Origin of the sequence: Arthrobacter sp. EpRS71, from assembly GCF_001512285.1 — a bacterium.
Taxonomy (GTDB): domain Bacteria; phylum Actinomycetota; class Actinomycetes; order Actinomycetales; family Micrococcaceae; genus Arthrobacter.
Map to the genome: position 1 here is coordinate 113,414 of NZ_LNUV01000004.1, position 24,792 is coordinate 138,205.

At 61.8% G+C, this 24,792-nt stretch carries 19 protein-coding genes and 3 tRNA genes; 10 read left to right on the forward strand and 12 right to left on the reverse strand.

What is annotated here, in order from left to right:
- The first annotated feature begins 94 nt into the window (after positions 1–94).
- Positions 95–1,291 carry an SLC13 family permease gene (locus tag AR689_RS07915; protein ID WP_062068864.1) on the forward strand — a complete coding sequence of 399 codons (1,197 nt, stop codon included), beginning with the start codon at positions 95–97 and terminating at the stop codon, positions 1,289–1,291.
- Here the strand turns inward: AR689_RS07915 and AR689_RS07920 are convergent.
- Positions 1,288–1,956: a DUF1684 domain-containing protein gene (locus tag AR689_RS07920; RefSeq protein WP_062068866.1), complete on the reverse strand. Its 669-nt coding sequence runs from the start codon at positions 1,954–1,956 to the stop codon at positions 1,288–1,290. The two genes, AR689_RS07915 and AR689_RS07920, sit on opposite strands and share 4 nt — an antisense overlap.
- A gap of 54 nt (positions 1,957–2,010) precedes the next feature.
- Here AR689_RS07920 and AR689_RS07925 point away from each other — a divergent pair, with 54 nt between their 5' ends.
- Complete coding sequence (locus tag AR689_RS07925; protein WP_062068868.1) at positions 2,011–2,877, forward strand: hypothetical protein; 867 nt, start codon at positions 2,011–2,013, stop codon at positions 2,875–2,877.
- A gap of 70 nt (positions 2,878–2,947) precedes the next feature.
- Positions 2,948–3,754, forward strand: coding sequence for a transglutaminase-like domain-containing protein (locus AR689_RS07930; protein ID WP_062068870.1), 807 nt, complete (start codon positions 2,948–2,950; stop codon positions 3,752–3,754).
- Here the strand turns inward: AR689_RS07930 and AR689_RS07935 are convergent.
- From AR689_RS07935 to bcp, 7 genes are all read right to left on the reverse strand, one after another.
- Positions 3,751–4,212 carry a MarR family winged helix-turn-helix transcriptional regulator gene (locus tag AR689_RS07935; protein ID WP_062068873.1) on the reverse strand — a complete coding sequence of 154 codons (462 nt, stop codon included), beginning with the start codon at positions 4,210–4,212 and terminating at the stop codon, positions 3,751–3,753. The two genes, AR689_RS07930 and AR689_RS07935, sit on opposite strands and share 4 nt — an antisense overlap.
- On the reverse strand, positions 4,212–5,336 hold the full coding sequence (locus AR689_RS07940; RefSeq protein WP_062068875.1) for an LLM class flavin-dependent oxidoreductase: 1,125 nt from the start codon (positions 5,334–5,336) through the stop codon (positions 4,212–4,214). The genes AR689_RS07935 and AR689_RS07940 overlap by 1 nt, the downstream gene beginning before the upstream one ends.
- A gap of 150 nt (positions 5,337–5,486) precedes the next feature.
- Positions 5,487–8,705, reverse strand: a complete 3,219-nt coding sequence (locus AR689_RS07945) for an efflux RND transporter permease subunit (RefSeq protein WP_062068877.1) — start codon at positions 8,703–8,705, stop codon at positions 5,487–5,489.
- Between the two features lie 66 nt (positions 8,706–8,771).
- On the reverse strand, positions 8,772–10,277 hold the full coding sequence (locus tag AR689_RS07950; RefSeq protein WP_082697843.1) for a malate:quinone oxidoreductase: 1,506 nt from the start codon (positions 10,275–10,277) through the stop codon (positions 8,772–8,774).
- 79 nt (positions 10,278–10,356) lie between these two features.
- On the reverse strand, positions 10,357–12,024 hold the full coding sequence (locus AR689_RS07955) for an ABC transporter substrate-binding protein (RefSeq protein ID WP_082697844.1): 1,668 nt from the start codon (positions 12,022–12,024) through the stop codon (positions 10,357–10,359).
- 167 nt (positions 12,025–12,191) lie between these two features.
- Positions 12,192–12,273: transfer RNA gene (locus tag AR689_RS07960), tRNA-Leu, on the reverse strand.
- Between the two features lie 63 nt (positions 12,274–12,336).
- On the reverse strand, positions 12,337–12,810 hold the full coding sequence (bcp, locus tag AR689_RS07965) for a thioredoxin-dependent thiol peroxidase (protein WP_062068883.1): 474 nt from the start codon (positions 12,808–12,810) through the stop codon (positions 12,337–12,339).
- A gap of 84 nt (positions 12,811–12,894) precedes the next feature.
- On the opposite strand from bcp, the gene AR689_RS07970 reads away from it, so the two are divergent.
- Positions 12,895–13,356 (forward strand): MarR family winged helix-turn-helix transcriptional regulator, encoded by a 462-nt coding sequence (locus AR689_RS07970; protein WP_082697845.1) that lies wholly within the window; start codon positions 12,895–12,897, stop codon positions 13,354–13,356.
- Between the two features lie 94 nt (positions 13,357–13,450).
- On the opposite strand, the gene AR689_RS07975 is transcribed toward AR689_RS07970, so the two are convergent.
- The 4 genes from AR689_RS07975 to AR689_RS07990 form a co-directional block, all read right to left on the reverse strand.
- Positions 13,451–13,526 (reverse strand) — tRNA-Lys (locus tag AR689_RS07975).
- A 195-nt stretch (positions 13,527–13,721) separates the two neighbouring features.
- Positions 13,722–13,797 (reverse strand) — tRNA-Lys (locus AR689_RS07980).
- 118 nt (positions 13,798–13,915) lie between these two features.
- Positions 13,916–15,094, reverse strand: a complete 1,179-nt coding sequence (locus AR689_RS07985) for a PQQ-dependent sugar dehydrogenase (protein ID WP_062068887.1) — start codon at positions 15,092–15,094, stop codon at positions 13,916–13,918.
- A 30-nt stretch (positions 15,095–15,124) separates the two neighbouring features.
- On the reverse strand, positions 15,125–16,126 hold the full coding sequence (locus tag AR689_RS07990; protein ID WP_231745468.1) for a sunset domain-containing protein: 1,002 nt from the start codon (positions 16,124–16,126) through the stop codon (positions 15,125–15,127).
- 180 nt (positions 16,127–16,306) lie between these two features.
- On the opposite strand from AR689_RS07990, the gene AR689_RS07995 reads away from it, so the two are divergent.
- The 6 genes from AR689_RS07995 to serA all read left to right on the forward strand — a co-directional run bounded on the left by AR689_RS07995 (position 16,307) and on the right by serA (position 24,704).
- Positions 16,307–17,227 (forward strand): LysR family transcriptional regulator, encoded by a 921-nt coding sequence (locus AR689_RS07995; protein WP_062068889.1) that lies wholly within the window; start codon positions 16,307–16,309, stop codon positions 17,225–17,227.
- A gap of 38 nt (positions 17,228–17,265) precedes the next feature.
- On the forward strand, positions 17,266–18,987 hold the full coding sequence (gene ilvD / locus AR689_RS08000) for a dihydroxy-acid dehydratase (RefSeq protein ID WP_062068891.1): 1,722 nt from the start codon (positions 17,266–17,268) through the stop codon (positions 18,985–18,987).
- A 292-nt stretch (positions 18,988–19,279) separates the two neighbouring features.
- Positions 19,280–21,184, forward strand: a complete 1,905-nt coding sequence (locus AR689_RS08005) for an acetolactate synthase large subunit (RefSeq protein ID WP_062068894.1) — start codon at positions 19,280–19,282, stop codon at positions 21,182–21,184.
- Positions 21,185–21,186: 2 nt separating this feature from the next.
- On the forward strand, positions 21,187–21,699 hold the full coding sequence (gene ilvN, locus AR689_RS08010; RefSeq protein ID WP_011775174.1) for an acetolactate synthase small subunit: 513 nt from the start codon (positions 21,187–21,189) through the stop codon (positions 21,697–21,699).
- Positions 21,700–21,775: 76 nt separating this feature from the next.
- The gene (ilvC, locus tag AR689_RS08015; RefSeq protein ID WP_024817201.1) at positions 21,776–22,801 is read left to right on the forward strand and encodes a ketol-acid reductoisomerase; all 1,026 of its coding nucleotides are present in this window, start codon (positions 21,776–21,778) and stop codon (positions 22,799–22,801) included.
- A gap of 307 nt (positions 22,802–23,108) precedes the next feature.
- Positions 23,109–24,704 (forward strand): phosphoglycerate dehydrogenase, encoded by a 1,596-nt coding sequence (gene serA / locus AR689_RS08020; RefSeq protein ID WP_062068896.1) that lies wholly within the window; start codon positions 23,109–23,111, stop codon positions 24,702–24,704.
- Positions 24,705–24,792 lie beyond the last annotated feature (88 nt).

A 24,792-nucleotide genomic window follows, 5' to 3' on the forward strand; every position in this document is an offset into this window, starting at 1 on the left:
TCCATTACTTACAGGATGGTGACGCCTTCGTCCACCCGTCCTTGAGGCAGAACCCTGCAGGAAGAACACAGGGCCGGGGCTTAGAATCCGTTCCATGCGTCTGGCGATCATCGGGTTGGTCCTCCTTGTGGCTGGTGGGATCACCGTGGCCACGGGTGTCCTGCCCTGGCAGGAAGTGGCGGTCCTCGTGGACCGGGTGGCACCCATACTGGGCTTCGTGGTTGCCATGACCGTGGTGACCGAGCTCGTTAGTGAAGCCGGGGCTTTCCAGTGGATTGCCCGGCACGTGCGCGGTTGGGGGCGTGGCCGCAGCGCCCTGCTGTGGCTGCTTTTGGCCTTGTTTGCCACGTTGAGCACGGTTTTCCTGTCGCTGGATACGACGGCGGTGCTCCTCACGCCTGTAGTGGTTACCGTCGCCCGTCAAGCGGGCCTCCCCGTCCTGCCGTTCGCCCTGACCACTGTCTGGCTGGCCAATACGGCCAGTTTGCTGCTTCCCATCTCCAACCTGACCAACCTCTTGGCCCAACACAATCTGGGCGGCATCAGTCCCGCACAGTTCGCTCACTTGATGTGGGCGCCGTCATTAGCTGCCGTTCTGGTTCCCTTGGCTTTCATAGCGGTGGTCTTCCGGCGCGAACTGCGCAAGACCTACGCCCTGGATTCCGCCCGTCCAGCGCAATCACCCTCAGCCAGGGCAGGAACTGACAAGGTTCTGCTCGGGACCAGTGCCGTTGTCCTGGTTTTGCTCATTCCGGCACTGGTATCCGGCGCGGCAATCTGGATTCCCGCCACCGCGGCGGCCGTGATCCTGGCGGTCGCATTCGCCATCCGACGCCCCACAGTGCTCAAGGTGACGCTGATTCCCTGGTCGCTGTTGCTGTTCACCTGCGGACTTTTCCTGGTGGTTGAGGCAACCCAATACCTGGGTGCTTCGCTTCTGCTTGGACAGGTGGCCGGAGAAGGGAGCGGGTTTGTTGAACTGCTGAGGTTGGCCATGACGGGAGCACTCGGCTCAAACGTCGTCAACAACCTGCCGGCGTATCTCCTCGCCGAGCCGCTGGCCGGAGGTCCGGTGCGAATGGCGGCGCTGTTGGTAGGAGTGAACGCCGGGCCGTTGATTACGCCGTGGGCCTCACTGGCCACCCTGTTGTGGCATGACAGGTTGGTGCGGATGAACGTGCTGATCACGTGGAAGGGATATGCGGTCTTTGGCCTGATAGTAGCTCCGCTGACCATAGTGGCGGCCATAGCAGCTCTCGTGGCTGTTGGCCCCGGAGGGGTGTTGGGCTAGCCCAGATAGAGTTCGCCCACGGGAACCTCGGCAGCCAGACGGTTGGCAGGTCCGGCCAGCGGGCATGCCCAGGCTTCGTTGTAGGCGCACGATGGGTTGTAGGCAAAGTTGAAGTCCAGGACGAACTCTTGTTCGGCGCCGGATCCTCGCGTTCCGTGAAATGAGCCTTTGACCGTGTCCAGCAGATACCGGCCTGCTCCGTAGCTTCCGCCGTTCTTGCCGGCCGTCGCATCCCGGAAGGGTACAAAGATGCCGCCCCCGTAGCTCCGTAGCCGCCATGCGGCCAACGAACCCAGCCCGGGCAACTCAAAAGTGCCGATCCTGGTGAAGGGCACCACGCCGTCGGTCCCCGTTTCGACGTTCATCTCCTGTCCGCTTCCCTCGGGCGACAGGGCAGCGTACCTCCGGAAAGAGGGGTCATAGTCAGCGGTTCGAAGTCCGGAAAATGAGTCCTTCATATCGGCCGTCAGCGCTGAAGCAGGATGCGTGGCGAACATCAGGTCCCGTTCCTGCCGCCAGAACACATGGGCGTCGAACGGGTTGGTGGCTGCGAGTTGACGCACCTTGTCGTAGAGAGCGAACGTCCGCAAGCGCCAGTCGGCAATATCAACTGCTGACATGGCGGGGATGTTGTCCTCGAAGTAATCCTGCTGATCGGGAGCCATACCCTCAGCCTAGTCCTGTGCGTGTCGCAGGACTGCCGCCGATAGGCTGTGGTCATGAAGGGCATCCTGAACCTGCGCTGCGGTCCGATGCGGCTCGCCGCGCTGGCGCTGACGGTCACCGTCCTCGCCGGGACAGCGGCCTGCTCCGCCGAGTACAAGGGTCCGCAAGTCACCCCCACGGCCGGATCCCAGCCCAACAGTACGGAATCGGGAACGGGAACACCGGAAAGCACGACGCCGGCACCTGGCTCCGCGGCGGGCTCGCCGTCCGCGGCACCCGGCGAAACAACAGGAGCCGGCGGTAGCAGTTCGGCCAGCCCCGGGCCGTCCCCGGTGGCGACGGCAGTGTCTTGGAAGACCTACACGGACGCCGCCAAAACCGTCAGCTTCGAGCTGCCGCAGGAGTGGATAGCCCAGTCGGTGACGCCGGAGGCCGCGGCATTGGCCCACGCTGTGAAGGTGGAGGTCAAGGATGCTGAGGGGCGGTACATCGCCACGCTCCAGACCGGATTGCCGACGGCAGTGCCGGTTTCCTGCCCCGCCGGTCAGGCGCGCCCCTATGTGGTCATCAGCAGCGTGCCCTTGGACATCCCGCACTCGGATGGCCAGGACACCATTGATCCGCGGGTGGTTTTCCGCGTGGTCCAAGGCTACAAATTCTTTGGCTCCTACGGCATCACCAACATGGTGGCGGGTGTGGACGGACAGTCCTGTGAACTGCGGAACCGGGTTCAGGGCCCTGCCGGAAAGGGGGATATCTCCTTTGGGGATGTTCCGGCGATCCACGCCTTTGCCGCTGATGAGAAGGTGGCCCCGGCCAAGGCTTTCGATACCTTGGACCTGGCTGCGAAGTATGCGGTCCATGGTTCTGAATTCGCCAATGTCCAGCGGATGCTACTGTCTCTGAAGGTCAATCTGTAGCCCTGCGATTGGCTGATCCACACACACGGCAGCGATGGGGGCTGTCCGCCGCAACCCACCTCGGAGATCAATGGAACGCAATGTTGCTGCCTCGCTCGTTTTCAAGACCGCAGCCAACACCAAGGTGGCCATGGCCATAGCCGTGGCCACTAATCGTGGTTACCAGTCAGTGACGGAAAACCTGTCCATCACCAGTGACGGTGCCGAGGTTCCTTGTGCCGAACTCACCGACCACCATGGTGGCCGCTTTCATTACCTGGAGTTCACCGAGCCAAGCGACGTGACAGTGGAGTACCGGGCAACGGTTCATGGCTTTGGGGAGCCGGACACGGCCAGTCCGATGGAACTCATCAGGTATGTCAGGCCCAGCCGGTATGCGGAGTCGGACAGGTTGCTGCCCACCTCCTACGCCGAGTTCGGAAACCTCCACGGTGCAGAGCTGCTGCATGCGGTCCGCAATTGGGTCAACGGGGAACTGCGCTACGTCAGCGGATCCTCCCGCGGGACTGACGGCGCTGTGGAAACCCTGCTTCACCGGAAAGGTGTGTGCCGGGACTTCGCCCACCTTGCCATTGCCCTCTTGCGGTCCAAGGATGTTCCTGCGCGGCTGGCGGCAGTGTATGCCCCCGGGCTGAGCCCCATGGATTTCCATGCTGTTGCCGAGGCATACATCAACGGCGCCTGGCACATCATCGACCCCACCGGGCTGGCACCCCGCGAGTCCATGCTCCGCATCACTGCAGGGCGGGACTCCTCGGATACTGCGTTCCTGTCCACCGTGGGCGGCAGCTTGACCCTGAAGACACTCAGGGTCAGTGCAGTGGTTAACGGAGAGCTCCCGGTGGAGGACCCCCGGGAGCTCATCAGCTTGCGTTAGTGTGCGGCCACCGAGGCGCGGAGTTTCTCCGTCAGTCGCAGAAGCTCCTTCTGTTCCTCGGCTGTGAGTGCGGGCGCCACCAAGTTGGCGATGTCCCGCACATGTTCGCGGCCGATGGTTTTTTGGAGGTCACTGCCGGCTTCGGTGAGTGAGAGCAGGACTCCGCGGCCGTCGTCGGGAGCTGTTGTTCGTTCCACCAAGCCGCGCTTCTCCAAACGGTCCACCAAGCGGCTCAGGCTGGACTGGCTCAGCAGCACCTTGTCATTGATCTCGTTCAGGCGAAGCTGGCCTGACGGGCATGTGGACAACGTAAAGAGGACGTCGTACTCCTTGACCGGAAGCGTCTTGAACGCAGGTCCCGACTGAAGCTTCCGCATCACCGCCACCTGGGAGCGGAACAGAGACTCCCAGGTTTCGGCGGCGAGGCGAACGGCGGAGGACGCCGAGGGGCTGGACATCAGGCGTCCTGCCCCGCAGCACCAGCGGTAGCGGTTTCGCTGACCTTGGCTTCCAAGGCGGCGGCAACGCGCGAGGCGTGCGTCGGTGCGTCCGGCACGTGCGCAGGTTTCATGGCGGCGTATTCCTTACGAAGCACGGGCAAGACTTCTTCGCCGAAGAGGTCCAGCTGCTCCAGGACAGTCTTCAGCGGCAGGCCGGCATGGTCAATCAGGAATAGCTGCCGCTGGTAATCACCGAAAGCCTCCCGGAATGTCAGGGTTTTCTCGATGACTTCCTGCGGGCTGCCCACGGTCAGCGGAGTCTGCGAGGTGAAGTCCTCCAACGAGGGTCCGTGTCCGTAGACAGGTGCGTTGTCGAAGTACGGGCGGAATTCCTTCACGGCATCCTGGGAGTTCTTCCTCATGAAGAACTGACCACCAAGGCCGACTATTGCCTGATCGGCCTTGCCGTGGCCGTAGTGCTCGTAGCGCTCACGGTACAGGCCGATCAGCTGCTGGTAGTGCTCCTTGGGCCAGAAGATGTTGTTGGCGAAGAAACCGTCGCCGTAGTACGCGGCGACTTCCGCAATCTGCGGCGTACGGATGGAGCCGTGCCACACGAAGGGGGCGACGTCGTCGAGCGGGCGCGGCGTGGAGGTGAAGTTCTGCAGCGGAGTACGGAACTTGCCGGACCAGTTAACGGTGTCCTCATCCCACAGCTTGCGGAGGAGGCTGTAGTTCTCGATGGCGAGCTCGATGCCGTCCTGGATGTTCTTTCCGAACCAGGGGTATACCGGCGCTGTGTTGCCACGGCCCAGGACCAGGTCCACGCGGCCATCCGAGAGGTGCTGGAGCATGGCGAAGTCTTCGGCGATCTTGACCGGATCATTGGTGGTGATCAGGGTGGTGGCAGTGGACAACGTGATGCGCTCGGTCTGGGCTGCGATGTAGGCCAGAGTGGTGGTGGGGGAGGAAGAGAAGAAGGGCCGGTTGTGGTGCTCGCCGAGGGCGTACACGTCCATGCCGATTTCTTCGACCTTCTTGGCGATGGCAACGGAGGCCTTGATGCGTTCGTTTTCCGTGGGCGTGCGGCCCGTGGTGGGGTCAGTGGTGATGTCGCTGACGCTGAATACGCCGATCTGCATGGTGTGCCTTTCTCCCTGCCCGAGGTCCCGGGCTCTGTAAACAGTGTACCTCAAACTAGATGCATTTGCATGTATCGATACCTGTAACAGGACAGGCCCGGGAATTGTTCCCGGGCCTGTCCATCAAGGGTGACTCTGTAGAGAAGCCCGCTATTCTGCGGGGTTATGGGCGGCGCGGCGGCCCGTAACCCGGGGAACCATGCCCGTGGTCCAGTCTTGGAAATCGTCTGACGCGGAACTGCCGCCGGATCCGGAGCCGGGAGAAGCCTTGGGCTTGTCCTGAAGCGCCTTCAGCAGATCCTTCTTCTCCCGGCGGCCCTCCACAAGTTTGTAGAGAACCGGCACCAGGACCAACGTCAGCGCAGTGGACGAAACCAGTCCACCGATCACCACAATTGCCAAGGGTTGCGAAATGAACCCGCCTCCACCTGTGAGGCCCAGCGCCATGGGAGTCAGGGCGAACACGGTGGCCAGGGCCGTCATGAGGATGGGCCGGAGCCGCTGGCGGGCTCCGTGGGTGATGGCATCGGCAACGTTCATGCCCTGACTGCCGTCATGGGGTTTGCGGTACTGGTTGATGAGGTCGATCAGCACAATGGCATTGGTGACCACGATTCCCACCAGCATCAGCATGCCGATCAGTGACGGCAGTCCCAACGGAACGCCGGTGACCAGCAGCAGACCCACCGCACCCGTTGCCGCGAACGGTACGGAGACCAACAGGATGAGTGGCTGTATGAGTGACTTGAAAGCGGCCACCATAATCACATAGACGATCGCTATTGCCGCCAGCAGAGCCAGGCCAAGTTGCCGGAAGGACTCAGCCTGCTGCGTTGTGGCACCACCGATGGTGGCCGTCACCCCCGCGGGCAATTCCACTCCAGCCAGCCGCTCCTGCACGGCAGCGCTGACGCTGCCCAGATTGGATCCGGAGGGCGTCACGGTCACCCTTGCCGTGCGCTGCCCATTGCTGCTGGTGATGGACACCGGGGTGTCAACCTGCTCGACGGCGGCAATCGACTCGAGTGCCACTCCGCCGCGGACTGTGGGCAGCTGGAGCGCACGTACCGCGGCGATGCTGGTAAAGCGTGTACCTTCGCCGATCTGCACAGGGTAATCGTTGGTCTCAATCCGGACGGTACCGGCAGGAACGGGGCTGACCGTGGAGGCAAGGAAGGCTCCTACCTGCTCTTCTGTCAGGCCTGCCGCCACTGCCTTGGCCCGGTCGACGCGGACCTGGACCACCGACTGCTTGGAGGCAAGGTTAGTGGCCACTTCCGTACTGCCCGGAACGCCTTCCATGGCCTTGACCATGGCATCGCTTGCCGTCTGCAGGTCAGCGGAGTTCGCGGCCCTGATGGTGATGTCCACCGTTGAGGAGGTGCCGAATCCGCCCTGCTGGGATCCCACCGTCACCTTCCCGGCAGCCCCTTCAAGCTTGGCGCGGACCTCATCCTGGAGTTTGCTTTGGTTCACTTTCTCATCGGTGACAATGGTGAACGTCGAGTTGGACGAACCGGTGGAGGTGAGTGCAGCGAAGCCGGTCTGGGCGTTTCCGGACGTGACCTGCACGTCCTTGATGCCTTCAATGCCCTTGAGGGCTTCCTCAACCTTGGAAGCTTCATCGCTGGTGGCCTGCAGGCTGGTGCCAGCCGGAAGGACTTGGCGCACTGTCATGCTGTTCTCGCGGGAGCGGCCCAAAAGATCAGTGGCCAGAAGAGGCGAGACTGCGATGGTGGCCACCAGAATCAATGCCGCGGCGGACAAGGTGATGACGGGATGTTTCTGCGTCTTGGCAAGAATCGGAAGGTAGCCGCGCTGGAGGCGGCTCCGTTGTTCGGCTTCCCGGGCCTTCTCGGCGGCCTCCTTGGCCGATGCCTGTGCCTCAGCGCCCTTTCCGGGTGAGGAAAGGAACCAATAGGCCAGGACCGGAACGATCGTCAGGGAAACCAGTAGTGAAGACAACAGCGCGATGGTTACAGTCAGGGCGAAGGGCCGGAACAGCTCACCAGCGAGGTCGCCCACGAAAGCGATGGGGAGGAACACAGCCACGGTGGTCAAGGTGGAAGCCGTGATGGCCCCGGCAACTTCCCTGATGGAGGTCAGGATGGCCGTCAGCTTGTGTTCGCCGTAACTCAGATGCCGCTTGATGTTCTCGATCACCACAATGGAGTCATCAACCACGCGCCCGATCGCAATGGTGAGGGCACCCAAGGTCAGGATGTTCAGCGAATAACCGGTGGCGGAGATGCCGATGAACGTGATCAGCAGGGACAGCGGAATGGAGACAGCCGTGACAAGCGTGGAGCGTACGGACATCAGGAAAACCAGGATCACAGCCACCGCGAAGCCCAGGCCAAGGAGCCCTTCGGTGGTGAGGTCCTTGATGGACTTCTCAATGAACGGAGCCTGGTCGAAGACCGGCGTGAAGGTCGCGTTATTGCCGAGTTCCGCTTCCATGGGCCCGACGGCGTCCCTGACGGCGTGCGAGATCGCCACCGTATCGCCCTCCGGCTTCTTGGTGACGGACAGCGCCAACGTGGGCTTACCGTTGGTACGCGTGATGGACGTGGCGGCGTCGTCCTCGATGCTGACATCGGCGACGGCGCCGATGGTGGCGGCATTCTTGGCGCCAGCCAAGGGGAGTCCCTTAATGATGTCCAACGAATCCACCGGGCTGCCGAGCTGGAGGGACAGGGTCTTGCCCTGATCCTCGATGGTGCCGACAGGAACCAAGGTGCCATTGTTCTTCAGGGCATTGCTGATGGACTGGACAGAGGCACCTGACGTTGCCAGATCCGCAGGGCGGGGCTGGATCAGGATGTGCTGGCTGGAGCCGCCGGTCACATCGGCGCCACGAACGCCGTCGATCTTTTGCAGGCGCGGAACGCTGAGACGCAGGAGGTCAGCGTTAAGTTCGCTCAGCGGTTTGTCCGAGGAGACCGCCAAATAGACAATCGGGAAGTCGCTGATGTTGCCGGCGATTGACTGGGGTTCGACGTCGGCCGGCAGTACCCGCTTGGCATTTGAGATGGCCCGGTCAATCTGATTGCGCGCCCGGTCCAGGTTGGAGCCGTACGTGAACACCATGGTGATCTGCGAAACGCCGTTGCGGGACGTCGAGGTGGTGGACTCAAGCCCTTCGACGCTGTTCAGTGCTGTTTCCAGCGGCTGGCTCAGCTGCTTGTCCACAACCTCCGGAGAAGCGCCCGGCATGGAGGTCACCACCGTGATCTGCGGGAACTCGATGGAGGGAATAAGTTCCTGCTTGAGCGAACCCATGGTGATCACGCCGAACACCGCCGCAAAGACGGTGATCAGCGCGATCAAGGCCCGGTTTCCCAGGGACAGTCTGGCCAAGCGGAACATTGCATTGACTCCTGCGGTCTACGTAACGATTCGGCTGAGGGAACCGGCCGCAGCCCCGGGTATGGCCTAGCTTTGGATGGCGGTGGCCACTTCCAATTGCAGAGAGCTGGCGGTGCTTGCTTCCAGCTCGGCTGCAAGGTCGGCATTCTCATTGAGCTTGACGCCGTAGCCCGGCATCATCTCCTTGAGCTTGGACTGCCAACCTTTGAAGTTCTTCGGGAAGGACTTCTGCAACAGTTCGATCATGATGGGCACGGCGGTGGAAGCGCCCGGAGAAGCGCCCAGCAGCGCGCCGATTGACCCATCGCGGGAGGCAATGACTTCAGTGCCGAACTGCAGGACGCCACCCTTCTGTGGGTGCTTCTTGATGATCTGTACACGCTGGCCCGCCGTGATCAGTTCCCAATTGCCCCCGGAGGCTTCCGGATAGTACTCGCGCAGGGCCTCAACCTTGGCCTCGTGCCGCTTGGCAACCTCCTTGATGAGGTACGCGGTGAGGTCCATGTTGTCCTTGGCCACAGCCAGCATGGGAATGATGTTCCCCGGGCGGATGGACAACGGAAGGTCCAGGTAGCTGGAGGTCTTCAGGAAGTTGGTGGAGAAACCGGCGTACGGGCCGAAGAGGAGGGAGCGCTTGCCGTCCACATAGCGGGTGTCCAGGTGCGGGACGGACATGGGCGGCGCGCCCACCGACGCCTGGCCGTAGACCTTTGCGCTGTGCTGGGAGGTGACGGCGTCGTCGGTGCACCGGAAGAACTGGCCGGAGACGGGGAAGCCACCGTATCCCTTGCTTTCAGGAATGCCGGATGCCTGGAGAAGGTGAAGTGCTCCGCCACCGGCACCCACGAAGACGAACTTCGCGTGGATGCGGCCGTGCTCGCCGGACTTGGGGTGCTTGATGGAAAGATCCCATCCACCGCCTGCTGCGCGGTGGATATTGGTGACATCGTGTCCATAGTTGACCTCGGCGCCGCTGCTCTGCAGGTAGCCCGTCAGTTCACGGGTCAAGGCGCCGAAATCGACGTCGGTGCCTTCAGCCGCGCGGGTTGCTGCCACGCGCTGCTTGCGGTCACGGCCCTTGACGATCAACGGGGCCCACTTGGCGATCTGGTCCTGGTCCTCGGTGTATTCCATGCTGCGGAACAGCGTGTTGGGCTTAAGGGCCTCGTAGCGGGTCTTGAGGAAGTTCGAGTGGTCATCGCCAATGACGAAGCTCATGTGCGGAACGGTGTTGATGAAGCCCTTGGGAGACCCGATGACTTTGCTGTCCACAAGATGGGACCAGAACTGGCGGGACAGTTGGAACTGTTCGTTGATGTGCAGGGCCTTGGACGGGTCTACGGAACCGTCTTTTGCTGCGGGGGAGTAGTTAAGCTCACACAGCGCAGCATGGCCCGTGCCGGCGTTGTTCCAGGGTCCGGAACTCTCGAGCCCTGCTTCGTCGAGTCGTTCGAACAGGGAGATGGTCCAGGTGGGTTCAAGTTGCTTGATGAACGCACCAAGGGTGGCACTCATGATTCCACCGCCAATAAGGACGACGTCAGCATGTTGGGTCTTGGAAATGAAGGTCACGATCAATCTCCGTTAGCGGCGGCACTGGCTGTCACAGAATATCCCCGCGCAGACTCAATACTGAAATTACGGGGAATCGTCAAGGCTTTAGGCGGACGTTTGTGAAAACTTCGTTGAGGACCGGGGAAGCCGGGTAGCTTTCCACCTTGTTGGACAGCGCCAGCGCCGAGATGGGGAAGGCGATGGGCACAGCCGGTACCGACGCCGCGATTTCTGCGTTGATGGCCTGGTACTGCGCATTGCGGTCATCGCCGTCAGGCATGGCCCTTGCGCGTTCGATCTTGTGGAACACCTCCGAGTCGGCGTATCCGAACTCGGCGCGGGTTTCGCCGAAGAGGGGTCCCAGGAAGTTGTCTGCGTCCGCATAGGAGCCGTTCCAGCCGAGCAGATGCAGGCCCCGGTCCCCGGCAGACTGGACTCTTTGGAGGTAGCCATCCTCCCAGTCGATGGGAACCGGCTTGATGTTGAAGCCGACAGCGACGAGTTGGCGGCTGAGCTCGGCGTAGATCTTTTCCGGTGTGGGCATGTAAGCCCTTGTGGCGTTGAGCGGGTAGTAGAACTTCAGCTCTTCACCCTTGTAGCCGGCCTTCTTCAAGAGCTCCTTCGCTTTCTCCGGGTTGTATCCCAGGGAAGGAGCGTTGTTATTGAAGCCGCTGAGCTTGGGCGGCACGAACTGTGAGGCCTGCGCCGTGTTGTCGATGAAGAACTTGCGGATCAACGTCTCTTTGTCGATCGCCATCTCGATCGCTTGGCGCACTTCGGGCTTTTCCAGTGGTGCAACAGCCTGGTTGATCCCCAAATACATCACCGAGAAGGGGTCGCGCTGGATGATCTGGACACCCTTCTTGACCAGTTGGTCAAACGTCCCTGACGTCACCAGGTCATAGGCGTCGATCTTGCCGTCCAGCAGAGCCTGTTGGCGTGTTTCCGCGCGATCATAGGGAACGAAGTTGATGGTTGCTATCTGGCCCCGGTTGCCCCAGTAGCCCTTGTAGCTGGACAAGGTGAGCCTTGTCTCGTCCCACGCGGTGAATTCGTACGGGCCAGTGCCCACAGGATGGCCGGCGTAAGTGGACATGGCCTGGCCGTTCCGTACCTGGTTGAGGACATTGGCCTTTTGTGCCTCCAAGGCAGCCGGGGAAGATATTGCGAAGGCCGGCAGAGTCAACGCCTGAAGGAATCCGGTGAAGGGGCGCGTCAGATTGATCTGCACGTCGCTGGCCGAGACCACCTTGCAGTCCTTGAAGATGGAGAACACTGGTTGGTCCGAGTAAGCCTTGAAGACACTTTGGAAAGAAATGCCGGGTGCCTGGTTCCGGAGTTCCTCTGGAAAGGTGAACCATCGGTTGAAGTTGGCGCATACTGCGGTTGCATCCAGGGGAGTGCCGTCGTGAAAGGTCACACCGGAGCGGAGCGTGAAGTCGTAGCTCAGCCCGTTGTTGCTGTCTTTCCACTCCGTGGCGAGGAGGGGAGTCGTTTGCCCTGTTTCTCCATCCACCCCCACCAGTCCTTCAAGGACCTGGCGGGTGACGCGGTACGACTCGGAATCCGCGGTCATGGCGGGATCCAGGCCCAAGGGCATGGACGCTGTGCCGAAATTGAAGGTTGCCGTCGGTTCAACCGCGGGGGAGCTGCCGGTGGACGACGACGGCGACGGACCAGGGGTTCCGGTGCACCCTGCCAGCCCCAAAGCCAGGACGGCCGCTCCGAACTGCATGCCCAGGCGCCGCATTTTGCTGCTTGCCACTCGTGTCCCCTCAAGCCGGTTGGAAGTGCTGTGGCCGGCTTCGGCCAGACCGCATTCCAGTCTAGTTGAACGTCCTGAGTGCCCTTCCCAGCGCACTTTCAGGAGGTCCCCGGCTGCTTGAGGACAGAAATACCCCCGGCCTGCAGCCGGGGGTATTCATGTAGCTGTGCGCAAGGGGGGACTTGAACCCCCACGCCCGAAGGCACAGGAACCTAAATCCTGCGTGTCTGCCAATTTCACCACTCGCGCTGGCAGGCAATCCGACCGTCTGAAGGGACGGTGGCTGCCATATACCGGCCTCCAGTGTACCCGTTACTTGTCCAGCTGGAGATCCCGCCGGAGTTTGGCAACGTGCCCGGTGGCGCGCACGTTGTATTGGGCAAGGGAAATCTTTCCATCGGGATCAACCACAAAGGTGGATCTGATCAATCCCATGTAGCTGCGCCCGTAGTTTTTCTTCTCGCCCCATGCCCCATATGCCTCGGCGACGGCGTGGTCCTCATCCGAGAGTAACCGGAAGGTCAGCTGTTCTTCTTCGTGGAACGCCGCGAGTGCCTTGACGGGATCGGGGGAGACGCCGACAACCTCGTATCCGGCAGCCTGCAGGGATCCCAGCGTGTCGCGGAAATCGCATGCTTCCTTGGTGCACCCGGGCGTGGAAGCAGCGGGATAGAAATAGAGGATGGTTTTACGTTCGTGGAGGTCCGACAAGCTCACGCTTTTACCGGTTTCATCCTGAAGTGTGAAGTCCGGGGCGACGTCTCCCGGGATAAGTCGTTCAGCCAAAATGTTCTCCTTGCCAGTGTTCGCGATTTTCCAGTTTAGTGGGAGAAGCCGCGCCCTCACCCCTTCGACGCATATACTGTCGGCATGCCAGATATGGAGAGATGGCCCACCACCCGTTTGCTTTCAACAGCCGCGCGCTTGGTGGAAATCTCGTGGAACGAAAAATTGAAGTCCATCGGCCTGACCCACGCCGGTGTCATTGCGATGCAAGTGTTGGCTGCCAAGGGAGCCATCACCCAGGCAGCTTTGGCCGAACTTGCGCGGGTCAAGGCCCAGACCATGGGTACCACCCTCGCAAGGCTTGAACTGCACGGGCATGTCACCCGGCAACGCAGTGATTCAGACCGCCGAAGTCACGTGGTAACCCTGACTGACGCCGGAATTGAAGCTCTAGCTGAAGCAGTAAAGCTCGAACAGGATGTTTTGTCCCCCGTAGCCGTGGATACCGTCCGGCTGCGCGAGGAACTTAGGATAGTCGTCCGCGGCCTGGCGGGGTTGCCGGAGCCGGAAGCCCACCAGACCGACACCGACTTGCCCCAGGCCTGACCTCAGCATGTGGCCGGGGTTTCCTTCGGGAAGCCCCGGCATGGAAACGCTAAAGGCTCCGGATCGTAGATACGATCCGGAGCCTTTAGCTTTATGGTGCACCCCCCGGGACTCGAACCCGGAACCCATTGATTAAGAGTCAATTGCTCTGCCAGTTGAGCTAGAGGTGCAGCTATTGTTTCGGCTTATTCGGGGAATTCGCATTCCCCGTTGACCTCCGCAACGACAAATAACTCTACACCACTTTTTTGTGGCCACGGACCATAAAGGGCCATGCGTGATGAACGCCATGTGGTTGCTCTCCTAGAGCGGCATTAAACAACAAGAAAGGCCTTGGAGTGAAATTCACTCCAAGGCCTTTTCCTTGGTGCACCCCCCGGGACTCGAACCCGGAACCCATTGATTAAGAGTCAATTGCTCTGCCAGTTGAGCTAGAGGTGCAGCTGTTGATTTGGATCTCACCCGGGAGCTTTTTATTTCCCCGGCGATCTCCGCAACGACATGTAACTCTACACGACTTCCGCCGAAGTGTGAAATCCGCAGCTTGTCGCCTCTGGCTTCACGGAGCAACCCTCAGAATCAGCGCAAAATCAGGGTTTCTGTTGTTGCTGATGACCCACAGCGTGCCGTCGGGGGCGCGGGCCACGTCCCTCAGGCGCCCGTATTGTCCTGTGAAGTAGGCCACAGGGGTGCCTGCGGTCTCCCCATCGAGGGGAACCGCCCACAAGCGTTGGCCGCGAAGCGCGCCCGTGTAGGCCACGCCATCCACAATTTCGAGCCCGCTGGGTGAGGCGTCCGACGTTGACGGCCAGACGACCTTCGCATCGATCAGGTCGCTGCGTCCCGGCGCGCCCGTCACCGTGGGCCAACCGTAGTTTCCTCCAGGGGTGATCAGGTTCAATTCGTCATCCACGTCCGGGCCGAACTCGCTTGCCCAGAGCCGTCCGTCACTGTCCCAGGCAAGGCCCTGCACGTTCCGGTGCCCGTAGCTGTATACGGGATTGTTGCCGAAAGGATTTCCCGTGGCCGGACGCCCTTCCGGAGTGAGCCGAAGAATCTTGCCACCCAAGGCGTTTGTATCCTGCGGCTGGTCCCGGCGCTGGGAGTCACCGGTACCTACATAGAGGAACCCATCCGGGCCGAACCTGATCCGGCCGCCGTTATGCGTGGACGCTTTGGGCATTCCGGAGAAGATCACCTCAGCCTCGCCCAAAGCCAGTGAGCCACCCGTATCCCCGGTGAGTTTCATGCGGGCAATCCGGTTATCGCCGGGGGCTGTGAAGTAGGCATACAGCCAGCGGTCCGTTGCGAAGTCGGGCGAGAGGGCCAAGCCCAACAGTCCGCCTTCCCCGCCGGGGTCGACGCCGGGCACCTCGCCTACGGTGGTGGTTTGCTCGTTGCGGATGCTCTTGACTTGGGCGGAATCGCGCTCGGACACCACAGCTGTGCCATCCGGCAGGAAGACCACCGACCACGGCAGCTGCAGTCCGGCGTCGAGCTTCCGGGTGACTTCCGGAATCTGCGGCGACGCAGGCGCCGTTTGCCCGGCTCCCGTGGAAGGGGGCCCGGGCGCGGCTGACCCTCCCTGGCTCGTTGATGCCCCAGGTGTTGCCGCCGTGCCGGGCGACGATGGACTGCCGGTGCATCCGGTCAGGGCAAGCATCAGGGCGAGCAGGGTAAATGCAAGAGCACGCATCGGGTGCCCGCGCCGTTCCCAAGGGTGCCGGCCTGTGTTCATGGCTGCTGGATTCCTGCCGCGCGATGGGACTCAGTGCCTGCTGCGGCGGGGTGGCCGGAAACCGGCAGCTTCGGCGTGCGCGGACGATTCGAACCACACATCAGCGGCAGCCTCGTCATAGCCCGCAGTGTCTTCGTCGTGGTACGTCATGGCAGATGCGCTGGCCTTGACGGGATAGGCGTCCCCTGGTGCGCTGGAAGATCCTGTGCCGTACGGGTGCTCGACGGCCAAATGACCCGAACCGGCCGAATCTTCGGCCGCAGCGGATTCGGCGCCCGGAAGGGTGGGTGCATGTGCGTCGGTGTACTCGTGGTGATGAACCGGGGTGCCGTTGGCATCGGTCCACGACGATTCCCACTCTGCCTTATCCGCTGCCGCATCCGCGCCTGATGACTCGCTGGCCACTGCCGGATCGGGCGTGGGCTCGGAGGTTGCCGCGGCGGAACCTGCGTCCCAGTCGTCAACATCGCCGGCGTCGGCTGCATGGACCTTTGCTTCAGTGTCCACTCGCGGTTCATCCACCACTGGTTCGTCGATCACAGGTTCGGCAACTGTGGGGGTTGCGATAACGGGTTCCGCAACGGTCAATCCTGGTGTTGGCTCCGGCTGAACATGAGAGTCGACTACTGCCGGTGCGTCGTCGACGGCGGTCCGTGGCTCTGCCTCCACATCAGCTGTGGCGGGGGAGGCCTCGGAGTTTCCTTCGGAAGCGGCGGGTGCTGAAGGGGCGGGTTCCTTGGTGTCAGGTTCGTCGACCTTCGGGCCGCTGCCCTCGGCGGCTGCCTTACCGAGGTTGGTCACACCCGCCAAACCTGCCACGCCTGCTGCGACCACACCGGCATCAGGCACAGAGGCAGAGTTGCTGGGCGACGTCGCAGCCGGGGGAGTAGCGCCGGAAAGCTCTCCGGGGCGAACATCGGCGGTGGTTTGGCTTGAGGTGGAATCGGTATTCCGCGTCTTGTTGCGGTTCATCAGCCACCAAACAATAGCAACGACCAAAACAATGACAATGACCCAAATAATCCAGTCCATGGTTGGAGGCCCTTCTGCTCACTGGGGTGCAGCTCGTGGTAATCCCGACGTTACGTGCCTGCTAATGGGCTGTCCAGCGTTTGACCTGCTGCTTCGCTCGAAATATCAGCTTCCTGTCTATGTGGGGGTCGGGAATAATTCCGGTGCCGGTAATTTCTTTGAGTCGCTTAGTCTGGCTCCATGGACTTCAAAAGGCTGCAGATTCTGCGCGAATTGGCGGACCGGCAAAGTGTTGGCGCCACCGCCGAGGCCTTGAATGTCACGGCCTCGGCGGTTTCGCAGCAGCTCAAAACACTGCAGGCAGAGATCGGCGTCGTCCTGGTGGAGAAGGTGGGCCGCGGCGTTCAGCTGACCGAAGCCGGGCTGGCCATGGCAGCGGCGGCCTCGGATATCGCTACGGCCATGGCAAGGGCAGAGTCCACCCTTGACACCTACCGGAGAGGCTGGCAAACACGGGTCTCCGCAGCCTTCTTTCCCAGTGCCGCGGAAATGCTGCTTCCAGGGGTGCTGCACCGTGTTGCCTCCATGGACGGGCTGAGCTTCGATGCTCATTTCGAGGACCCGGGAACCGCCCACTTCGCCCCGCTGGTGGCGGATTACGACATTGTTCTGGCGCACAGCGTGGACGGGCCGGAGGTTTTTGCCAGGAGGGGCCTGACGGTGGTGCCGCTTTTGGAAGAAGCGCTGGACGTTGCCATGCCCGCTGGTCATCCCCTGGCCGCCAAGGCGCGGCTCAGCCCCCAGGACGTGGTGGACTACCCGTGGATCGGCGTACCGGAGGGATTCCCCTTCGATACAGTGCTTCGCCAAATCGAACTCCATGCCGGCAGGCAAGCCTTGAGGGGGCAGCGGTACCCGGACCTGAGGGTGCTTGAGGCCCTGGTGGGAGCAGGGCACGGTATTTGCCTCCTGCCGCGGTACACGGCCCGGGCCAGTGCGCGGCGGGGGCTCGTACTTCGGCCTCTCGATGAGGTAAAAGCCAGCAGAAGCATTGTGGCGTTGTCCCGGCAGGAGGTCGCCGCGAGAGGCACCATCGCCATCGTCCTGGACATGCTTAAGAGTGAAGCTGCGGCCATCGCCAAGGAACTTAACGAGTCATAGAGCGTTGGTAGTTGCCCGGTGCACATAGACTTTGGACCATGAGTGACACCACCCAGATTGCGACAGATAACACGCCGGACATCAAACCCCGCAGCCGGGTGGTGACCGACGGCATTCACGCAGCACCGGCCCGTGGCATGTTCCGCGCGGTGGGCATGGGCGACGAGGACTTCGCCAAGCCCCAAATTGGTGTCGCCAGTTCGTGGAACGAGATCACCCCCTGCAACCTTTCCCTGAACCGACTTGCCCAGGGCGCTAAGGAAGGGGTCCACGCCGGCGGCGGCTTCCCGATGCAGTTCGGCACCATCTCCGTCTCTGACGGCATTTCCATGGGCCACGAGGGCATGCACTTCTCCCTGGTCTCCCGTGAGGTGATCGCGGACTCCGTGGAAACCGTGATGCAGGCCGAGCGCATCGATGGCTCGGTGCTCCTGGCCGGCTGTGACAAGTCCCTCCCGGGCATGCTCATGGCTGCCGCCCGCCTGGATCTCGCATCGGTCTTCCTGTACGCAGGCTCCATCATGCCGGGCTGGGTCAAGCTTGAAGACGGCTCGGAGAAGGAAGTTACCCTCATTGATGCCTTCGAAGCGGTGGGTGCCTGTGCCGCCGGCAAAATGAGCATGGAAGACCTTACCCGTATCGAAAAGGCCATCTGTCCCGGCGAAGGCGCCTGTGGCGGGATGTACACGGCCAACACCATGGCGTGCATCGGTGAGGCCCTGGGCATGTCCCTCCCGGGTTCAGCCGCCCCACCGTCGGCAGACCGCCGTCGTGATGATTTTGCCCGCAAGTCCGGCGAAGCGGTGGTAAACCTGCTGCGCCTGGGCATCACGGCCCGCGACATCATGACCAAAAAAGCCTTCGAGAACGCCATTGCCGTCACCATGGCGTTCGGTGGTTCCACCAACGCCGTGCTGCACCTGCTCGCGATCGCCCGCGAAGCCGAAGTTGAGCTGACGCTGGACGACTTCAACCGCATCGGCGACAAAATCCCGCATCTGGGGGACCTCAAGCCTTTCGGCCGCTACGTCATGACGGACGTCGACAAGATTGGCGGTGTGCCGGTCATCATGAAGGCACTGCTCGACGCCGGACTGCTGCACGGTGACTGCCTCACCGTTACCGGCAAGACCCTCGCTGAAAACCTTGCCTCGATCAACCCGCCGGACCTTGATGGCAAAATCCTCCGCGCCTTGGACAACCCGATCCACAAGACCGGTGGCATCACCATCCTTCACGGTTCCATGGCCCCCGAAGGCGCAGTAGTGAAGAGCGCCGGCTTCGATGCGGACCTTTTTGAGGGAACGGCCCGGGTCTTCGAGCGTGAGCAGGGCGCCCTCAGCGCGTTGGATAACGGGGAAATCAGCAAGGGCGACGTCGTGGTCATCCGCTATGAAGGCCCCAAGGGTGGCCCGGGCATGCGCGAAATGCTGGCCATCACCGGAGCCATTAAGGGCGCAGGCCTTGGCAAGGATGTGCTGCTGCTGACCGATGGCCGGTTCTCGGGTGGCACAACAGGTTTGTGCATTGGCCACGTTGCTCCTGAAGCCGTAGACGGTGGTCCTATTGCCTTCGTGAAGGACGGCGACCGCATTCGTGTGGACATCGCCGCACGTTCCTTCGACCTCCTGGTGGACGATGCCGAACTCGAAGCCCGCAAGGTGGGGTGGGAGCCGCTGCCTGCCAAGTTCACCAAGGGCGTGTTGGCCAAGTACGCCAAGCTGGTTCACAGTGCCTCCACCGGGGCCTACTGCGGATAATTCCTGCTGAACGCCGGCTGTCACGAGACGGCCGGCGTCCGGCAGGCGGACATCACTGTCCAAATAGTGAGATACGATAGTCGTCAATTGACACGTATCTCACTTTGAGGGAACACTGAACGCATGATCACATTCGTTACCGTCGGCGTCGTCGTCCTTACCAAGCGCGTGGCTTAGCCCGACTGGTAACGAACCGTCACGCGCAAACCCCTCGAAGAGCCGGAAGGCTGAGGGGTTTTTTTATTCCCCGAAGCAAGACCCATCTAATGAAGATCCACTAAGGAAGAGTCCGATGAGCAAAGGATCGCCGATCAGCCCCTCGCTGATGGCTGCAAAGTCCGCTGGAGCCCACAAAGCTCCGGAAAAGATCGACCGTACGGCTGAGGCCGTCGTTGTCGACGCTGCTGCACCTCTCTCTCCTGTACTTGGGCCGAACACCGTTGTACCCCCAACGGTGATGTCCGGCTCGCAAGCAATTGTCCGCTCGCTCGAAGAACTCGGCGTGGACGATATTTTCGGTTTGCCCGGTGGCGCGATCCTGCCCACCTACGACCCCTTGATGGCTTCCAGCATGAATCACATCCTGGTCCGTCACGAACAGGGAGCCGGCCACGCCGCGCAAGGCTACGCCATGGTTACCGGACGGGTTGGCGTTTGCATCGCCACCTCGGGACCCGGTGCCACCAACCTCGTTACCGCCATCATGGACGCCCACATGGACTCCGTGCCAATGGTGGCCATCACTGGACAGGTTTCCAGTGGAGTCATCGGCACCGATGCCTTCCAGGAAGCGGACATCGTGGGAATCACGATGCCCATCACCAAGCACTCGTTCCTGGTCACCGACCCCAACGACATCCCGCACGTCATGGCAGAAGCTTTCCACTTGGCGTCCACGGGCCGTCCGGGCCCCGTTTTGGTGGACATCGCCAAGGACGCCCAGGTTGGCCAGATGACCTTCTCCTGGCCGCCGAAGGTGGATCTGCCCGGTTATCGTCCCGTGGTGCGGGGCCACAACAAGCAGGTCCGTGAAGCTGCCAAGCTGATCGCTGCTTCCAGCAAACCGGTCCTCTACGTGGGCGGTGGTGTGGTCAAGGGCCACGCCTCCGCAGAGCTCATGGAGCTCGCGTTGGCTACGGGTGCGCCCGTGGTCACCACCCTGATGGCCCGGGGCGCGTTCCCCGATTCGCACCCCCAGCACGTGGGCATGCCCGGCATGCACGGTTCCGTTTCCGCCGTCACTGCCCTCCAGCAGGCCGACCTCCTGATCACCCTCGGTGCCAGGTTCGATGACCGCGTTACCGGCGTGCTGAAGACCTTTGCCCCCTTTGCCAAGGTCATCCACGCAGACATCGACCCCGCGGAAATCTCCAAGAACCGCACTGCCGATGTCCCGATCGTTGGTTCGGTCAAGGAAATCATTCCGGAACTCACCGAGGCCGTGAAGACGCAATTTGAACTAAGTGGGACCCCGGACCTGGATGCCTGGTGGGCTTTCCTGGGCAACCTTCGCGACACCTACCCCCTGGGATGGACCGAGCCCGAAGACGGCCTCACCGCTCCCCAACGCGTGATTAAGCGCATCGGCGAGCTCACGGGTCCGGAAGGAATCTACGTTGCCGGCGTTGGCCAGCACCAGATGTGGGCCGCGCAGTTCATCAAGTACGAGCGCCCCCACGCCTGGCTGAACTCCGGTGGCGCAGGAACCATGGGATACTCGGTTCCGGCAGCCATGGGCGCCAAGGTGGGCGAACCGGACCGTGTGGTGTGGGCCATCGACGGTGACGGCTGCTTCCAGATGACCAATCAGGAACTGGCCACCTGCGCCATCAACAACATCCCGATCAAGGTCGCCATCATCAACAACTCCTCGCTGGGCATGGTCCGCCAATGGCAGACACTGTTCTACGAGGGCCGTTACTCGAACACGGATCTGAACACAGGCCACGACACCGTCCGGATTCCGGACTTCGTGAAACTGGCTGATGCCTACGGTTGCGCAGCACTGCGTTGTGAGCGCGACGAAGACATTGACGCCACCATCCAGAAGGCGCTGGAAATCAATGACCGCCCGGTGGTCATCGACTTCGTTGTGAGCCCCAACTCGATGGTGTGGCCGATGGTGCCTTCGGGCGTTAGCAATGACCAGATCCAGGTTGCCCGCAACATGACCCCGGAATGGGAAGAGGAGGACTAGGCATGAGCCGTCACACACTGTCCGTTCTGGTCGAAGACAAGCCCGGCGTGCTGACCCGCGTGGCCAGTCTCTTCGCCCGGCGCGCGTTCAACATCAATTCCCTCGCTGTGGGACCCACCGAGGTTCCAGGCATGTCCCGCATGACGGTTGTCGTCGATGCCGACGGCGACCTCATTGAGCAGGTCACCAAGCAGCTCAACAAGTTGGTCAACGTGATCAAGATTGTGGAGCTGACTTCCGAATCTTCCGTACAACGTGACCACATCCTGGTCAAGGTACGTGCGGATGCCGCGACACGTCTGCAGGTTACCCAAGCTGCAGACCTGTTCCGTGCCGCAGTCGTCGATGTGTCCACAGACTCGTTGGTGATTGAGGCAACCGGTACCCCCGAGAAGCTCGCTGCGCTGCTGTCAGTGCTCGAGCCGTTCGGCATCCGTGAAATCGTGCAGTCCGGCACCTTGGCCGTTGGACGGGGATCCCGCTCCATGAGTGACAGGGCGCTCCGTTCGGCGTGAATCGCCATTCGTTGAGCCCAGTACCGCAGCACCACTATCAATATCTAAGAAAAACCACTCAAGAGGAGTTACGCAAGTGACTGAAATGTTCTATGACGACGACGCAGACCTGTCGATCATCCAGGGCCGCAAGGTAGCAATCGTTGGCTACGGCTCGCAGGGCCACGCCCACGCACTGAACCTCCGCGATTCCGGCGTCGAGGTTGTTATCGCGCTGAAGGACGGCTCAAAGTCGGCCGCCAAGGCAGAGGACGCAGGCTTCACTGTCAAGAACGTAGCTGACGCCGCCGAATGGGCCGACGTCATCATGATCCTGGCACCGGATCAGCACCAGCGCTCGATCTACAACGACTCCATCAAGGACAAGCTGACCGAGGGCAAGGCACTTGCGTTCGCACACGGCTTCAACATCCGCTTTGGCTACATCGAAGCTCCCGCTGGCGTTGACGTCATCCTGATCGCCCCGAAGGCTCCGGGTCACACTGTGCGCCGCGAGTTCGAAGCCGGCCGCGGTATCCCGGACATCATCGCTGTGGAGCAGGACGCAACCGGTTCCGCTTGGGACCTTGCGAAGTCCTACGCCAAGGCAATCGGTGGAACCCGCGCCGGCGTCATCAAGACCACCTTCACCGAAGAGACCGAAACCGACCTGTTCGGCGAGCAGTCCGTCCTTTGCGGCGGCGTTTCCCAGCTGGTCCAGTACGGCTTCGAGACCCTGACCGAAGCCGGCTACCAGCCGCAGATCGCCTACTTCGAGGTCCTCCACGAGCTCAAGCTCATTGTTGACCTCATGTGGGAAGGTGGCATCGCCAAGCAGCGCTGGAGTGTTTCCGACACCGCAGAGTACGGCGACTACGTCTCCGGCCCGCGCGTCATCACCCCCGAGGTGAAGGAAAACATGAAGGCTGTCCTGGCGGACATCCAGAGCGGTGCTTTTGCCAAGCGCTTCATCGACGATCAGGACAACGGTGGCACCGAGTTCAAGGAGCTGCGCGCCAAGGCAGAGCAGCACCCCATCGAAGAGGTTGGCCGCGAACTGCGCTCCCTGTTCTCCTGGCAGCAGCAGGACGCTGACTACGTCGAAGGTTCCGCAGCCCGCTGATCCTTCGGTGCCGGCCTAACGGCTGCGCACTACGACGCCCGTCCGGTCATCACAGCCGGGCGGGCGTCGTCGCATATCAACCGCCATTTCTCCAGCGATTTGCACAGTCTTCTCCAGCGACTTGCACAATCGCGTGGGCTGTGAACTTCTTCACAACCACTGCCGGTGTGGCCGTAACATCCCTCCCCGGCACAGGAATCCCCGCCCGGATTCGATATTCTGGGCTGGTCCCGGCGCCGTGCCCCGGGCCACGCATCCGCTCCTTGTCCAGTTCTGTCCAAAGTTGTCCAAAGTAAGGTGCCTCCCCGTGTCAGCCAGCAAACCCGTCGTCCTCCTCGCCGAGGAACTTTCGCCCGCCACAGTTGAGGCATTGGGCCCGGACTTTGAAATCCGACAGACCGACGGCGCCGACCGTTCCCAGCTGCTGTCCGCCATTGCCGACGTCGATGCCATTCTGGTCCGCTCGGCTACCCAAGTGGATGCCGAAGCCATTGCCGCGGCAAAGAACCTCAAGGTGATCGCCCGTGCAGGCGTGGGCTTGGACAACGTGGACATCAAGTCCGCAACCCAGGCCGGTGTCATGGTGGTGAACGCCCCGACGTCCAACATCGTCTCAGCCGCAGAACTCACGGTTGGGCACATTCTGAGCCTCGCCCGCCACATTCCGCAGGCCAGCTCTGCGTTGAAGAACGGCGAGTGGAAGCGTTCCAAGTACACCGGAATCGAACTTTTTGAGAAGAAGATCGGCATCATCGGCCTGGGACGCATTGGTGCTTTGGTGGCTGCACGCCTCCAGGGTTTCGACGCTCAGATCCTGGCGTACGACCCCTACATCACGTCCGCCCGCGCAGCCCAGCTGGGCGTCAAGCTGGTCACACTGGATGAGTTGCTGGAAAACTCGGACTTCATCACCATTCACATGCCTAAGACACCTGAAACGGTGGGGATGCTCGGCGCCGATGCTTTCCGCAAGATGAAGGAAACGGCCTACGTGGTCAACGTGGCCCGCGGTGGCCTCGTGGACGAGGAAGCACTCCACATTGCGCTGAAGGAAGGCCAGATTGCCGGCGCAGGCGTTGACGTCTTCGTCAAGGAGCCCAGTACGGATCTGCCGTTCTTCGAGTTCGACAACGTCATTGTGACCCCCCACCTGGGTGCATCCACTGACGAAGCGCAGGAGAAGGCAGGCGTGTCCGTTGCCAAGTCCGTGCGCCTCGCCCTTGCCGGGGAGCTTGTACCGGACGCCGTGAACGTTGCCGGTGGGGTTATCGCTCCGGACGTTCGCCCGGGTATCCCGCTGATCGAGAAGCTGGGGCGTATCTTCACTGCGCTGACCCACGCATCCTTGACGCAGATCGACGTCGAGGTGGCCGGTGAAATTGCCGCACTTGATGTCAAGGTGCTCGAGCTTGCCGCGCTGAAGGGTGTTTTCGCCGATGTGGTCACCGAGCAGGTCTCCTACGTCAATGCTCCCGTGATCGCCGAACAGCGTGGGATCAACACCCGCCTCATCACCACCCCGGACGCTGAGGACTACCGTAATGTCCTGACCATCCGTGGTGCGCTCAGCGATGGTTCCCAGATCTCCGTTGCCGGAACGCTGACGGGTCCCAAGCAGGTTGAAAAGCTTGTAGGGGTCAACGGGTACGACGTCGAGATTCCCATCAGCGAACACCTGGTTGTTGTGGCTTACGCCGACCGTCCGGGCGTGATTGGCACTATCGGCCACATCCTGGGCATGAACAACATCAACATCGGCGGGATGCAGGTGGCACGCCAGACCGAAGGCGGCCAGGTTCTGGCGCTCCTGACCATCGACAGTTCCGTTCCGCAGCAGGTGCTGGAAGCCATCAAGGCCGGTATCGGCGCAGAGATGGTCCGTGAAGTGGACCTGGAGGACTAGCACTGATTCTTATCAGTTAGGTTCGCGTGCCGGCGACACACCTTGGCACGCAGGAGTGGCCGGTCTGCTTACAATGGCTGGGTCCGGG